The following is a 14,672-nucleotide window of genomic DNA, read 5'->3' as shown; positions in this document are numbered from 1 at the left end:
CTCAAGCGGCGGATATTGTGGCTAAGGTTGCTGCTTGTCGGTGCTGCCTTGTTCCTCTTTCATCTGCGACAGCAAACGCCAGGCGAAAAAGCCCAGCACGGCCACGCCCAGCAGAAGTGCGGCCCACAGGGCGGCCAGGCGCAAGCCTGCGCCGTCCGGCGTCTTCTCGATGGGAGCGTCGCTGGTCAGCGCCACCACCCTGGCTGCCGTGGCGACAGGCAGCGCCAGCAATTCCTCCTGCGTGAAGCCGGGCGCGACCTGCGACAGCGGCAACGCTGCCGGCGTTGCACCATTTCTGCCGAAGACCAGTTGATACGGCCCCTTGCCGCTGGCCAGGAACACCAGGCTTGCCGGTGTCCATCCCAGGCGCAAGACGGAGTTGATGTTCGGGTTCGTGCCGCTGTGATATTGCGGCCGGAGCACCCATTGCTCCGTTTGCACGACGGGCATGGCCAAGTCGCCGGAGACCCGTTCCTTGCCATCCATGCTGATACGGTAGAACGTCGTGTGGAGCAGTGGTTCGAATTCGGCGGCCTGCGTGGCGCGCGCTCGCGGGCCCAGATGCAGGCGCTGGCGCTGGCGCGGCGCTTCGCTTGCCGGGTGATACACGCCCAGAGTAACGGGCATGGACGTGTTGCCCTCAGCCAGCTGCAAGCCGATGCTGTCGGCGGGAATGGCGATCGGCGTGGCATACAGGCGCTCGTCGACGCTCTTGCCTGTCGTCCCCTTCAGCATGATGGTGGCGCGCGGCAGGGCAAGGGCCGTGACACTGACCTGCTGCGCGGCGATGCCGGCGAAAGTGATGGGATCGCCGTACTGCCAGCTCAGCCGCGCATAGCGGAAGGCACGCGGAGCGAATTCGATGCGGTCGTTGGCCAGGGTTTGCGTGTCGCTGTTGCGCAGCCAATTCAGGGTGGTGGTGGCGATGGCATCCCATTGTTTCAGGTCGTCGCTGACTTCCAGCAGTACTTGCGCATTGTAGTTATCGGTTCCTGGCGACAAGGTAAATTGCAGGGCGCCGATGCGGCTATCCTTGGCGGGCGGGCCCGCATCGAGGATCAACCCTTGCAAGCCCGGCGCCGCATCGAGCGTACTGCCGCCACGCGCCGTGACGGACAGCAGGCGGCCGTCATTGCCGGTCCGGATATCCACGTTGTCCAGTTCGTAGTAACCGATGTTCTTGCCGGTGACGGGAAAGATGCGCATGGCAAGCGTGTCGCGCTGCGTGCGCGATTGCGCGGGCGGGGCCGTCAGAGCGAAGGCCAGTGGCTTGCCGGTACTGTCGAACAGGCGCACGTCGGCCAGGCTGGCCGAGCGCGCATGCAGGTACACGTCGGTGGGGACGCTTATGCGGCTCAGGCCGGCACCGGGCTGCGGCGTCAACGCGATGCTCCAGCCGTAGTCCTGTGGCCTGTCCTGGCCAGGCGCGGCCAGCGCGGCGCCTGCCATCAACACGATGCCGAACATGAGTGTGCTTGTTTTCATGCTGCTCCCTGTTGCGGTTCGGCTGGCGCTGCTGCGGCAGCCTTGGGGAAGGGCGCCAGGTAGCCGATCAAGACCATCAGCAAGCCGACACCCACGAAGGATACGATGCGTTCGATGCCGCCCACGTTGGACAGGTCGATCAGGAACAGTTTCACAACTACCAGCCCCAGCAGCACGGCACCCATGCTCCATTGCTGGCGCCGCTGCTGGCGCGCCGCGTGGCGCATCAGCAGCAGGGCCGTGACGCTCCACACGAGCGACAGCATCGCTTGCACGAACTGCGAGGCCAGCATGGCGTCAAAGGTATAGGGCACGCCGACATAGTGCGACACCGTGCGCAGCAGCATCAGGTTGAACCACACATACAGCAAGCACGCGGCCACGACGGGCAAGCGCGCCTGCCACAGGGCGGGCAGCGGCAACTGCTTCGCCGGCAGCAAACGGTAGCTGGCAATGGCCAGCAGCACGGCAAAGCCCGTGCTCAAGTCCAGCGGATTGAGCAGCGGCAAGTAGGGCAGCGGCGCCATGGCGCCATCGTCGAAGATGTTCCACGCGGCGATCAGCAGCAGCGACCAGAGCGCACCCAGCGGTATCAGGGTGCGCTGGTACCACTCGGCAATCGGTGCCACCGGCCAGACGCCGGCACGGCAGCGGCGGATCAGCCAGGCCAGTACCAGCATCATGACCCAGGCCGGCAAGTAGCGGGCCCAGGCGGGGCTCACGCTGTCTTCATGCTGTGCCAGCCAGGCGTTGACATGCATGGCGCCCACGGGCCACAGCATCAGCCATGGCGCGGCCGTGCGCAGGGTATGCAAGAGCCGCAGCGCACGCACGTCGAGTTGCCAGCCGGCTTTCGGCCAGGCCTGCAGCAGGTATTCGCCGGCCGCCAGCGCGCCGGCCAGGGCCAGCCAGCTCAAGCCCGTCAGCAGATAGTCGCGCAGGTACAGTGCCAGCAGCAGGTTGGCGCTCCACAGGCCCAGGCCGAGCCAGGCGGCCACGGTGAACCAGCGCAGCTGCGGCCAATCGAGGCGCCGCGCCACAATGGCGAACACGGGTGTCGTGACGGACACGGCGATCAGGTACAGCGCCAGCCAGTGCTCGCCCGCGTACGGCTGCATGCTCAGGTCGCCGTCGATCAGGCGCAGCAGCCAGCTGGTGAACGGCACGAGGATGGCGGCAAACCACAGCAAGCCGCTCCAGACCAGCAGGGGACGCGCTGCCAGCGCCAGCAGCGCGTCGCCGCCGCGTGCGCGCAGCGCAAGGAAGCGGGCGCTGGCAAAGGCGGCGGCGCCCAGCAGCAGGGCGCTGAGGAAGGAGCCGTCGAACAGGTTGGCCGGATGCTGGTCCCAGGCCCAGCTGGCGCGGCTGAGCATGACCATGCCGGCCAGTACCTGTACGGCCAGCAGCAGGGCGCGCGGCGCATGCCATTGTTCGCGCCGCGCCAGCGCCGCCAGCAGGGCTGCTACCGCCAGCGCGCTGACGGTGAGCAGGTTCAGTTGCGTGGCGGCATCCGTGCGTAGCAGGATTTCGCTCCAGATGCCGCCCAGCAGCCAGGCCGTGGCGGCCGTCAGGAACAGCACGGACAGGCTGCTCATGAATTCAGGATGCAAATGGCTGGCGTGGCGGCGGAAATTGTAGGCCATCACCAGCGCGGCGGCCGCCAGCAGCGCGCAGCCGAGCCAGATGTTGGCTTGCAGGGCCGCTGCCGTATTGAGTCCCTGCATGGCGCCGAGGAAGGCCAGCCAGGCGGCCCCCTGCACCAGCAGGCCGAAGACCCAGGCCAGGGTCTGGCGCTGGCGCAAGCCGACCCAGACGATGCCCGCGCCTTCCAGCGCCCAGGCGGCGGACGTCCAGCGGCCATCGAGGGCGAACGGGATGGCCAGGGTGCCGAAGACGATGCCCAGCGCGAGGAAGGCTTCGGCCAGCAGTTTGAAACCTGCGCGGCGCCACAGGGCCACGGCCAGTCCCGTGTAGGTCAAGCCGCCGAGCAGCGCGGAAAACGCCAGGCCAAACTCGAAGTGCCGCACCAGGCCGTATTGCAGGCCCATGGCCGCCAGCGGCGTGCCAAACACGAGGGTGCCGTCCACATAGTGTTTCAAGCGCGGCGCCTGGCGCGCGCAGTAGGCAATCGCGATACCGATATAGAACAGCACGAACAGGATCAGGAACAGCTGCGTCGACAGGTAGTGCTCGGGCGTGTAGCGCAGCAAGCCCCAGGTGGTGGCAACGACAAAGGTAAAGCCAAAGCTCAGTATATTCAGGACGCGCCAGGCGCGTTTCAGGGCGATGGCGAAGACGCCCGCATTGAGCAGCGCGTAATAGCTGAACAGGCCGATATGGTTGCCGCTGCCCGTCGAGACGAGCAGGGGCACGGCAAAGCCGCCGACGATGCCGAAGACGGCCAGCCAGACGGCGTTTTGCAGCACGGCCAGCAAGCACGTGAACGCCGTCAGCACGAACAGCACGGCAAACGCCAGGCCCGCCGGGATCAGATCATACAGGCGGAAGGCGCCAAACGTCACCAGCATCAAGATCGCCAGCGCCGTGCCCTGCAGCGGCAAGCTGATGCCGGGGCGTTTGATGCGGATGCGCCAGGCCCAGGCCAGCAGGGCGATGTCGGCCAGCGCGATGCCTGCCAGGCGCAGCTCGATGGGCACGGTCACCTGCGCCGACACGTATTTGAGCAGGAAGCTGACGCCGAGGAACAGAATCATCAAGCCCAGCTTGGCAACCAGGTTACCCGTGAACAGCCAGTTCTTCGCCTTGGCAACGAGGCCGTCCGGGTGCGCGATCCAGGACGGAGTGTTGGGGGCAGCAGGGGCAGCGGGGGCGGGTTTGGCGGGAGCCTGTGGTGTGGGTGGCGATGGCTTCGGCGGCACGGGCGCGGCCGGCGCGGCCTTTGCCAGCTCGACCGGTTCGATCACGGCTGCCTTCGACACCTGCACCGGCGCCGGTGCAGGCACGGAAACGGGCGTCGGCACTGTTACTGGCGCAACGGCAGCGGGCACGGCAGGCGCGGCAGCTGGCGCTACGTCCTGGCCTTCCAAGGTTAGCAGGCGCTGCTGTATGCCGTCGACTTCCTTGCGCAGGCGCGCCGTCAGCAATTCCAGATCCGCCACTTTTCTGCGGTACTGCAGCACCAGCACGAAGCCGGTGATCAGCACGCCAAGGATGAACAGCGTTATCAATCCAAACATGGGTCAGCTTTCCTGGAGGGGCGGGGCGAAGACTCCGCAGTATGCGCACATTACCTTATTATCAAGAAATGGGCGTTTTTGTTGTGTAGGGGTAAGGCGTCAGGTGCGGGGCCAGCATGGCGCGGTGCGGCGCTTTCCGTATTGACGCTAAGCAAGATGGCGACATTCAGATTGTCGTGCGCAAGATAGTGCTGTATTTTAGCAATTCCTTAATTGCCGGTTCCCCATGCCATGAGTCAAAGCAGCCAGTTTTCCTTATTGTCGCAGCGCCGTTTCGGGCCCTTCTTCTGGACCCAGTTCTTTGGCGCCTTCAACGACAATCTGTTCAAGACGGCCCTGATGGTGATCCTCGCCTACGATGCGCTGAGCTGGACCACGCTCGACCCGTCCACCATCACCAATTTGATCCCCGGCCTGTTCATCCTGCCCTACGTCGTGTTTTCGGCCACGGCGGGCCAGCTGGCCGACAAGTTCGAAAAGGCGGGCCTGGCCCGCTTCGTGAAATGGATGGAACTGGCCATCATGGCCGTGGCCGCCGCTGGCTGGATGACGCACACCCTGTGGCTGCTGGTGGCCGCCGTGGTCGGCATGGGTGTACATTCGACCCTGTTCGGCCCCGTCAAGTATGCCTACCTGCCGCAGCAACTGAAACCCGAGGAATTGGTCGGCGGCAATGGCCTGATCGAGATGGGCACGTTTGTCGGCATCTTGCTGGGTGAAATCCTCGGCGCCGTGCTGATCGTGCACAAGCCGCTGGGCGTGGAATTGGTGGCCGGCGCGACGATTGCCGTGGCCGTGTTCGGCCTGATCGCCAGCTACCGCGTGCCGCGCACGCCCGCGCCCGAGCCGGACTTGACGGTGAGCCTGAATTTTGTCGCCGAATCGTTCCGCAATCTGAATTTTTCGCGCAAGAACCGTCCCGTTTTCCTGGCCATGCTGGGCAATTCGTGGTTCTGGTTTTACGGCGCGCTGATCCTGGCCCAGTTTCCCGTCTACTCGAAGGACTTCCTGCATGGCGACCACAGCGTGTTCGTGCTGCTGCTGACCGTGTTTTCCGTCGGCATCGGCACGGGCTCCCTGCTGTGTGAAAGGTTGTCCGGCCACAAGATCGAGATCGGCCTGGTGCCGTTCGGCTCCATCGGCCTGTCGCTGTTCGGCATCGACCTGTATTTCGCCAGCAATGCGTATGCGAATACGCAAGTGGTCGATGCGCTGGCGTTCGTTAGCCAGGCGGGCGTGCCGCGTATTCTGATCGACATCGTCATGATCGGCGTCTTCGGCGGTTTCTTCATCGTGCCCCTGTTCGCCCTGATCCAGACGCGCTGCGACCCGAAACACATTTCGCGCACGATCGCCGGCATGAATATTCTCAACGCCCTGTTCATGGTGGCGGCCGCCGGCGTGGCCATCGTGCTGCTGGGCAAGGGCTTTACCATCCCCGAACTGTTCCTCGTCACGGCGATCCTCAATGCGCTGGTGGCCGCCTACATCTTCTCGCTGGTGCCGGAATTCCTCATGCGCTTCCTCGCATGGATACTCATCCAGACCGTGCACCGTGTCAAAGTCGTCGATGGCGAGCGCATCCCGACGGAAGGGGCAGCCGTGCTGGTGTGCAACCATGTGAGCTATGTGGACGCCATCGTCATTATGGCGGCCAGCCCCCGCCCCATCCGTTTCGTCATGGACCACCGCATCTTCAAGATGCCGCTGATGGGCTGGATTTTCCGCACGGCCAAGGCGATCCCCATTGCGCCCGCCAAGGAAGATCCTTTCCTGATGGAAAAGGCTTTCATCGATATCGCGCAAGCGCTGCACGAGGGCGAGCTCGTGTGCATCTTCCCCGAAGGCAAGCTGACGCGCACGGGACAGATCAGCGAATTCAAGGGGGGCATCGCCAAAATCGTCGAGCGCAGCAAGGTGCCCGTGATTCCGCTGGCGCTGCGCGGCTTGTGGGGACATTTGTTGAGCCATCGCAATGGCCATTTGTTCGAGCGCGCCTTCAAGGCGGGCCTGCGCTCGCGTCTGTCACTGGCCGTCGGCGTACCCGTGGCGCCCGAGGCCGCCACGCCGGAGTTGCTGCAACAGAAGGTGCAGGAATTGCGCGGCAAGTGGAAGTAATCGCTACTGCGTCTGCGTAGCGGCCGCCGTCCGCTGCGCCAGGTGCTGTTCCAGCAGGGCGGCGATGGCGTCGAAGTCCACCGGTTTCGTCAGGTGATGGTCGAAACCGGCTTGCTCGGTCCGTGCGCGCGCTTCGCCCTGGCCCCAGCCTGTCAGGGCGATCATCAGCACGTCGCGCCCGTGCGCGCGCTGGCGGATCTGGCGCGCCGCTTCGTAGCCATCCATGTCCGGCATCCCCAGATCCATCACGACCAGTTGCGGCCACGCCAGCTCGACGGCCGCCAGCGCCTGCGCGCCGCCGTACGCGACCTGGGCCGCATAACCTTCGAGCTGGAACAGGCTTTGCAGGGAATCGGCCGCGTCGCGGTTATCGTCCACCACCAGCACTTGTACGGGCTGGCCCGCGCTCACGGGCGCGTCGTTCCTGGAGGCCGGCATGGCGGCCGGGGCGCCACCGGCGCTGGCCGGCAAGGTGACGATGAAGCGGCTGCCCCGCCCGGCGCCATCGCTGTAGGCCTCGATGCTGCCGCCATGCATTTCGGCAAATTGGCGCGCCAGACTCAATCCGATGCCCAGGCCACTTTTTATCTGGCCTGTCACCGTGCGTCCCTGTTCGAACATGGAAAAGATGCGCGCAATGGTATCCGGGTCGATGCCGATGCCATTGTCTTCGACCATCACTTGCAACTGGCCCTGCGCCAGGCGCGCCGTCATGTTGATGTGTCCGCCGTCCTGTGTGAACTTCACGGCATTCGAGACGATATTGGAAAAGATCTGCACCACCCTGGCATAGTCGGCGTGCAAGGTCACGGCATGTGGCGGCAATTCCAGCGTGAGGCCGATGTGCCGGCTGCTGGCCGCAGGCTGGCACAGTTCGATGACATGCTCGAGCACTTGCTGCAGCTCAAATTCCTTGCGCTGCAGCACTACCTTGCCGCTGGTGATGCGCGCCACGTCGAGCAAGTCATCCACCAGCCGCGTCAGGTGCGTCACCTGGCGCTCGATCACGTCGCTCAGCTTGCCGACCTGCTCCGATGCGGGAAACAGGTGCTTGAGCAGGGCCACCGACGACTTGATGGGCGCCAGCGGATTGCGCAGTTCATGCCCGAGGCTGGCAATGAATTCATCCTTGCGCCGCTGCGTCTCGCGCACCTGGTACTGGCGCTGGCGCGCGCGCAGCATGGCGTGGGCCGAGGTGATCAGGGTCAGGATGTGGACGGGGCGTTCCAGCAGGGTCAGGTTGCCCAGGGTGGCAATGGCTTGCCGCAAGGGCAGGGAATCGAGCCGCGCGTGCGTCAGCACGGTGATCGGCAAGTCGGACCAGTCCGGCTGCTGGCGGGTATAAGCGTCGAGCACGGCGTAGACGCCCGCATGCAAGGCCTCGTCCACCGTCAGCACGCCGCCGGCGCCCAGCGCCAGCTGCTCGGCCAGTTCGCCGGGCGAGCGGCAGGCGTGGCTGGCGATGGCGCTGCCTGCCAATACCGTGCCGGCCAGGGCGGCATCCTGGCCGGCAGGCGCGTAGATCAGGATGCGCAGCTCCATGGCTGTCCTAGGGAAATGGCGTGCCGCCGATGGTGGGCAAGCCCGACAGGATGCCGTGAAAACCGGCCAGGGCCGGGCCGATGCGCACGCCCTGCGGGCTGATGTCGAAGCGGCGGATGCTGCGCTCGTGCGCGCTGCCCCGTTTCTTGAAGACGGAAATGGCTTGCCGCACTTCGCCTTCCGTTTCGTAGTAGCGCAGCATGATGACGCTGTCGGCCAGGTAGCTGGCGTCGGCCGCCGTCGTCATCGAGGTGCCCAGCATGTTTTGCTGCACGCCGACGAGCAGGGTGGCCACGCCGTGCTGGCTCAGGTAATTGAGCAGTTCGTGCAGGTAGGTGCTCTGGAAACGTTCATCGGGCACGGCATGCATGTAGCCGTTCAGGCTATCGATGACGATCACCCTGGCGCCCCGCTGCGCCGCGTCGACCACGGCCTGGGCGAATTCGCCCGGAGTCAGTTCGGCCGGGTCGATCTGCTGGGCACTGAGCAAACCCGTGTCGAGCGCGGCCTGCAGGCGCATACCCACGCTGTCGGCCCGGGTCAGCAGCTTGCTGCGCGCTTCCTCGAACAGGAACATGGCGCACGGTTCGCCTCGCTCCGTGGCCGCGTGAACGAATTGCGCCGCCAGGGTGGACTTGCCGCTGCCGGCGGGGCCGGAAATGAGCGTGCTCATGCCTTCTTCCAGGCCGCCGCCTATCATGGCGTCGAGCTCGGGCACGCCGCTCGACAGGCGCCGATGGCCGCCATCGCGGCGCGTGTCGGCCGCCACCAGGCGCGGAAAGACGACCAGGCCCTCATGGGCGATCTTGTAGTCGTGCGTGCCGCTGCGAAACGGCACGCCCCGGTATTTCACCACGCGCACACGGCGCCGGTCAGTGCCGTAGTCCTGGTTTTGCAGTTCCAGCGAGATCACGCAGTGGGCCACGCTACGCACTTGCAAGCCGTCGTCGAGCGCGGAACGGTCATCGATCAGCATGGTGGTGCAGTGCCGGCTGGCCATGTATTGTTTCAGGGCCACGACCTGGCGCCGGTAGCGCAGCGGGTTTTCCGCCAGCAGTTGCAGTTCGGACAGCGAATCGAGCACGAGGCGGGCCGGGCGGTGCTTTTCGATGGCGGCCAGGATGCGCTGGTTGGTCGAGGCCAGTTCGATTTCCGACGGGTGGAAGATGGTGTACTGGCGCTCGGGGTCGAGCATGTCGTCGCTGGGCGCCACTTCTTCGATGGCGATGCCGGCCAGGTCCCAGCCGTGCGACAGGGCGGCGGCGCGCAGCTCGATCTCGGATTCGGCCAGCGCGATATACAGCACGGGCACGCCGCTGCGCACCCCTTCGGCCAGAAACTGCAGCGCCAAGGTGGTCTTGCCTGTGCCGGGCACGCCTTCGACCAAATACAGGCGCTCGGGCAGCAGGCCGCCCGTGAGAATGGCGTCGAGGCCGGGCACGCCCGTCGACAGCAGCGCGTCCAGGCCGCCCGCGCCATCGTGTTGCGCCAATCCATGAGCTTGTGCCGTCATCATCGCACCCCGCTTCGCCACGCCGTGGCCAATATAGTAGCGCGTCTGCCGCGGCATGTCTTTTCGATACCATTGGTAAATAATTATTCCGTCGCGCCTGCCGCGTGGGGCGGTGTTGCGTCCGCGTTGGTCAGTTCAGCAAAGAAATCTTGACCCTGCTACAGTATTCACTCAATCCACCTTTTCCGCATTGCCATTTTTGCCACCGTACGCCAGCTTCGTAGCTGACTTTGCTGGCGCGCCGCTGCTGTAGCTGTCTTTACTTTGTTGCCTCATTGATAATTTAATCCGCTTGATGGTTACTATGTTTCAATTGTAACGATGCTTGACGATTTTAGAATGATCGTTCATTCTTTGATCTGCGTTAATAAATTTAGTCATTTCTAACGACACTAGCCAGCTTCTTTTTCAGAAAGTCCAAGATGCAACCAACCTTTTCCCTGACGTCGCCGCGTACGAGCGGCGCTATTGCCGTTCTGTGCGCCACTGTAATCATGGCCGGCTGCAGTAAAAAACAGGAAGCACCTCACGCGCAGCAAGCGCCACAGGTGGTCGTGTTTACTGTTAATCCGGCCGCGTTGCCGATGAGCGCCGAATTGCCCGGCCGTACGAATGCCTACCAGGTCGCCGATGTGCGCCCGCAAGTCGGTGGCTTGATCCAGAAGCGCCTGTTTGTCGAAGGTAGCGATGTGAAAGCGGGCACGGCCCTGTATCAGATCGACTCGGCCACGTACCAGGCGGCCGCCAATTCGGCCAAGGCCGCGCTGTCGAAAGCCAAGGCCAACCTGCTGACGGCTGGTCCGAAAGCGTCGCGCTACAAGGAACTGGTCGCCATCGAAGGCGTGAGCCGCCAGGAATACGATGATGCCGTCGCCGCATTCGAGCAAGCGAAGGCAGACGTCGAGTCCGCCACTGCGGCGCTGGAATCGGCGAACATCAACCTGCGCTACAGCACCGTGACGGCGCCGATCAGCGGCCGCACCAGCCGCTCGACCGTGACGGCCGGCGCGCTGGTGACGGCGGGCCAGGCCGAAGCGCTGACCACCGTGCAGCAACTCGACCCGATCTATGTCGACGTGACGCAGTCGAGCACCGACCTGCTGCGCCTGAAGCGCCAGATGGCCGACGGCTCGCTGAAGAAAGTGGGCGAAGGCCAGGCCAAGGTCGACCTGATTCTGCCGGACGGCAGCAAGTACGGCGAATCGGGCAAGCTGCAGTTTTCCGGCGTGACGGTCGATCCGACCACCGGCAATGTGATCCTGCGCGCGCTGTTCCCGAACCCGAAAGGTGAATTGCTGCCAGGTATGTACGTGCGTGCGCAGCTGGAAACGGGCGTCGATGAGAAAGCCATTACCGTGCCGCAAGTGGGCGTGACGCGCAACCAGAAGGGCCAGGCTACCGCCATGATCCTGAACAAGGAAAACAAGGTCGAGCAGCGCGTGCTGACTACCAGCGGCACCGTCGGCACCAACTGGCTGGTGACGTCCGGCCTGGCCGCAGGCGACCGCGTGATCGTGGAAGGCTTGCAAAAAGTCAAGCCAGGCGCCCCAGCCGTTGCCGTACCGGCCAAGGCCGAAGCCGCTCCTGCGCCCGCCGCTGCCGCTTCTGCCGCAGCATCGGCTGCCAGCGCCCACTAATTCAGGAGAATATTAATGGCCCGTTTTTTCATTGACCGCCCGATTTTTGCCTGGGTGGTCGCGATCGTCATCATGCTTGCCGGCGTGATTTCGATCCTCAGCCTGCCGATCGCGCAGTACCCGAGCATCGCTCCGCCGTCGATTTCGATCAGCGGCTCTTACCCTGGCGCCTCCGCCAAGACCGTGGAAGATGCGGTCACCCAGGTCATCGAACAAAAGATGAAGGGTATCGACGGCTTGCGCTACATGTCTTCGTCGAGCGATGCGACTGGCGGCATCAGCATCACGCTGACGTTTACCAGCGGCACCAATCCCGACATCGCCCAGGTGCAGGTACAGAACAAGCTGCAGCTGGCCACGCCGCTGCTGCCGACGGCTGTCACGCAACAAGGTCTTGTCGTGTCGAAAGCGACGAAGAACTTCCTGATGGTGTTCGGCTTCATTTCCGAAAACGGCAAGATGGACCAGACCGACTTGAGCGACTATGTGGCCGCCAATGTCGTCGATCCGCTGAGCCGCGTTCCTGGTGTGGGCGATGTGACGCTGTTCGGTTCGCAGTACGCGATGCGTATCTGGCTCGACCCGGCCAAGCTGCAAAGCTTCAACCTGACCCCGGCGGACGTGATCACGGCCGTGCAGGCGCAGAATGCGGAAGTGTCGGCCGGTGAACTGGGCGGCACGCCGTCCGTCAAGGGCCAGCAGCTGAACGCCACCGTCTCGGCGCAAAGCCGCTTGCAAACGGTGGAGCAGTTCGGCGCCATCTTGCTGAAAACCACCACCGAGGGTGCCATGGTGCACCTGAAGGACGTGGCCAGCATGGAACTGGGCCGCGAGAACTACAACACCGTGGCCCGTTACAACGGCCATGCGGCGACCGGCGTGGCGATCAAGCTGGCGACGGGCGCCAATGCGCTCGATACGGCCAATGCGGCGAAAGCCATGCTGGGCAACCTGAGCAAGCAATTCCCTGAAGGCATGAGCTACCAGGTGGCGTTCGACACGACCCCGTTCGTGAAACTGTCGATCGAAGAAGTGGTGAAAACCCTGGTCGAAGCCGTCATCCTGGTATTCCTGGTGATGTATCTGTTCCTGCAAAACTTCCGCGCCACCCTGATCCCGACCATGGCCGTGCCGGTCGTGCTGCTCGGTACCTTCGGCATCCTGAATGCGTTCGGTTACTCGATCAATACCTTGACCATGTTCGCCATGGTGCTGGCCATCGGCCTGCTGGTCGATGATGCGATCGTGGTGGTGGAAAACGTCGAGCGCGTGATGAGCGAAGAGGGCTTGTCGCCGCTGGAAGCGACGCGCAAGTCCATGACGCAGATCACGGGCGCGCTGGTCGGTATCGCCATGGTGCTGTCGGCCGTGTTCGTGCCGATGGCTTTCTTCGGCGGTTCGACGGGCGTGATCTACCGCCAGTTCTCGATCACGATCGTTTCGTCGATGGTGCTGTCCGTCGTCGTCGCGCTGGTGTTTACTCCAGCCTTGTGCGCGACGTTGCTGAAACCGGTCGAAAAAGGCCATCACGCGACGAACAAGGGTTTCTTCGGCTGGTTCAATCGCAGCTTCGATAGCAGCAGCAACAAATACCAGGGTATGGTCGGCAGCATGATCCGCCACCGCGCCCGCTCGATGCTGTTGTACGTCATCCTGCTGGCCGGCCTGGTATTCGTCTTCATGCGCCTGCCGACCTCCTTCCTGCCGGAAGAAGACCAGGGCATCCTGTTTACGCAGATTCAATTGCCGACGGGCGCCACGCAAGAGCGCACCCTGAAAGTGATCGAGCAGGTCGAAGACCACTTCATGAACAGCGAGAAAGACAACGTCGCTTCCGTGTTTGCCGTGGCAGGTTTCAGCTTCGGCGGTAACGGCCAGAATACGGGTATCGCCTTCGTGCGCCTGAAAGACTGGTCGCTGCGCAAGGACGTGGCGCAAAAAGCGCCGGCCGTGGCCGGCCGCGCCATGGGCAAGCTGTTGCAGATCAAGGATGCGATGGTGTTTACGTTCGCCCCGCCTGCCGTGCTGGAACTGGGTAACGCCACCGGTTTCGACATGCAGCTGCAGGATATCGGCGGTGTCGGCCATGACGCCCTGATGGCGGCGCGTAACCAGTTGCTGGGCATGGCGTCGCAAAATCCGGCCATGGTCGGTGTGCGCCCGAACGGCCAGGAAGATACGCCGCAGTACAAGATCGACATCGACCAGCAGAAAGCTACCGCGCTGGGCCTGCAGATCTCGGAAATCAACCGCGTGCTGAGCGTGGGCTGGGGTAGTTCGTATGTGAATGACTTCCTCGACCGCGGCCGTGTGAAGAAAGTGTTCATGCAAGGTAATGCCGAATCGCGCATGCTGCCGGAAGACTTGAATAAATGGTTCGTGCGCAATGGCGCTGGCCAGATGGTGCCGTTCTCGGCCTTCGCCACGGGCAAGTGGATCTACGCTTCGCCACGCCTGGAACGCTACAACGGCTTGCCGTCGGTGGAGATCCTCGGTACGCCGGCGCCGGGCCAGAGCACGGGCGCCGCCATGAACGCGATGGAAGAAATGGTGGCCAAGCTGCCGCCTGGCATCGGCATGAGCTGGACCGGCGTGTCGCTGGAAGAGCGCGAATCCGGTTCGCAGACGCCGCAGCTGTACGCGCTGTCGCTGCTGATCGTGTTCCTGTGCCTGGCCGCGCTGTATGAAAGCTGGTCGATTCCTTTCTCGGTGCTGCTGGTGGTACCGCTGGGCGTGATCGGCGCCGTGCTGGGTACGTGGTTCTTCGGCCTGTCGAATGACGTGTACTTCCAGGTGGGCTTGCTCACGGTGGTGGGCCTGTCGGCGAAGAATGCGATTCTGATCGTCGAATTCGCCAAGGAAATGCAGGAATCGGGCATGTCGCTGCTGGACGCGACCTTGCATGCGGTGCGTCTGCGTCTGCGTCCGATTCTGATGACCTCGATCGCTTTCGGTCTGGGCGTGCTGCCACTGGCGATTTCCAGCGGCGCCGGTTCCGGCAGCCAGAACGCCATCGGTATCGGCGTGCTGGGCGGCATGTTGACGGCCACGTTCCTCGGTATCTTCTTCGTGCCGGTGTTCTTCGTGCTGGTGCGCGGCTTCTTCTCGAAGTCGGACGCGCCCACCACGCCGGCGACGCCTGGCTCGCCAGCCGTCACGCTTTCTAAGGATGCGCATTAA

At 63.9% G+C, this 14,672-nt stretch carries 7 protein-coding genes; 3 read left to right on the top strand and 4 right to left on the bottom strand.

Features of this window, described 5'->3' with window-relative positions; translation table 11 throughout:
• Positions 1 to 21: 21 nt before the first annotated feature.
• Together OPV09_RS22160 and OPV09_RS22155 are read right to left on the bottom strand one after the other, a co-directional pair.
• Positions 22 to 1,485 carry a DUF3999 family protein gene (locus tag OPV09_RS22160; protein ID WP_338679388.1) on the bottom strand — a complete coding sequence of 488 codons (1,464 nt, stop codon included), beginning with the start codon at positions 1,483 to 1,485 and terminating at the stop codon, positions 22 to 24.
• Positions 1,482 to 4,682, bottom strand: coding sequence for a DUF2339 domain-containing protein (locus OPV09_RS22155; protein WP_338679387.1), 3,201 nt, complete (start codon positions 4,680 to 4,682; stop codon positions 1,482 to 1,484). Before OPV09_RS22155 ends, OPV09_RS22160 begins: the two co-directional genes overlap by 4 nt.
• A gap of 231 nt (positions 4,683 to 4,913) precedes the next feature.
• Between OPV09_RS22155 and OPV09_RS22150 the strand changes: the two genes are divergently transcribed.
• Complete coding sequence (locus tag OPV09_RS22150; protein WP_338679386.1) at positions 4,914 to 6,800, top strand: MFS transporter; 1,887 nt, start codon at positions 4,914 to 4,916, stop codon at positions 6,798 to 6,800.
• A gap of 3 nt (positions 6,801 to 6,803) precedes the next feature.
• Here the strand turns inward: OPV09_RS22150 and OPV09_RS22145 are convergent, their stop codons facing one another.
• Positions 6,804 to 8,342 carry a hybrid sensor histidine kinase/response regulator gene (locus OPV09_RS22145; protein ID WP_338679385.1) on the bottom strand — a complete coding sequence of 513 codons (1,539 nt, stop codon included), beginning with the start codon at positions 8,340 to 8,342 and terminating at the stop codon, positions 6,804 to 6,806.
• A gap of 7 nt (positions 8,343 to 8,349) precedes the next feature.
• Positions 8,350 to 9,855 (bottom strand): ATPase domain-containing protein, encoded by a 1,506-nt coding sequence (locus tag OPV09_RS22140; protein ID WP_051991276.1) that lies wholly within the window; start codon positions 9,853 to 9,855, stop codon positions 8,350 to 8,352.
• 422 nt (positions 9,856 to 10,277) lie between these two features.
• Between OPV09_RS22140 and OPV09_RS22135 the strand changes: the two genes are divergently transcribed.
• Together OPV09_RS22135 and OPV09_RS22130 are read left to right on the top strand one after the other, a co-directional pair.
• Positions 10,278 to 11,492, top strand: a complete 1,215-nt coding sequence (locus OPV09_RS22135; protein ID WP_051991274.1) for an efflux RND transporter periplasmic adaptor subunit — start codon at positions 10,278 to 10,280, stop codon at positions 11,490 to 11,492.
• Between the two features lie 15 nt (positions 11,493 to 11,507).
• On the top strand, positions 11,508 to 14,672 hold the full coding sequence (locus OPV09_RS22130; RefSeq protein ID WP_219327482.1) for an efflux RND transporter permease subunit: 3,165 nt from the start codon (positions 11,508 to 11,510) through the stop codon (positions 14,670 to 14,672).

It is taken from the genome of Janthinobacterium sp. TB1-E2 (genome assembly GCF_036885605.1).
In the GTDB taxonomy this organism is placed as follows: domain Bacteria; phylum Pseudomonadota; class Gammaproteobacteria; order Burkholderiales; family Burkholderiaceae_D; genus Janthinobacterium; species Janthinobacterium aestuarii.
This window is presented reverse-complemented; position numbering and strand designations above follow the sequence as displayed.

Coding starts and splice junctions, on each gene's coding strand:
- OPV09_RS22135 (WP_051991274.1), top strand. CDS start 10,278: ATGCAACCAACCTTTTCCCTGACGTCGCCGCGTACGAGCGGCGCTATT.
- OPV09_RS22155 (WP_338679387.1), bottom strand. CDS start 4,682: ATGTTTGGATTGATAACGCTGTTCATCCTTGGCGTGCTGATCACCGGC.
- OPV09_RS22130 (WP_219327482.1), top strand. CDS start 11,508: ATGGCCCGTTTTTTCATTGACCGCCCGATTTTTGCCTGGGTGGTCGCG.
- OPV09_RS22140 (WP_051991276.1), bottom strand. CDS start 9,855: ATGACGGCACAAGCTCATGGATTGGCGCAACACGATGGCGCGGGCGGC.
- OPV09_RS22145 (WP_338679385.1), bottom strand. CDS start 8,342: ATGGAGCTGCGCATCCTGATCTACGCGCCTGCCGGCCAGGATGCCGCC.
- OPV09_RS22160 (WP_338679388.1), bottom strand. CDS start 1,485: ATGAAAACAAGCACACTCATGTTCGGCATCGTGTTGATGGCAGGCGCC.
- OPV09_RS22150 (WP_338679386.1), top strand. CDS start 4,914: ATGAGTCAAAGCAGCCAGTTTTCCTTATTGTCGCAGCGCCGTTTCGGG.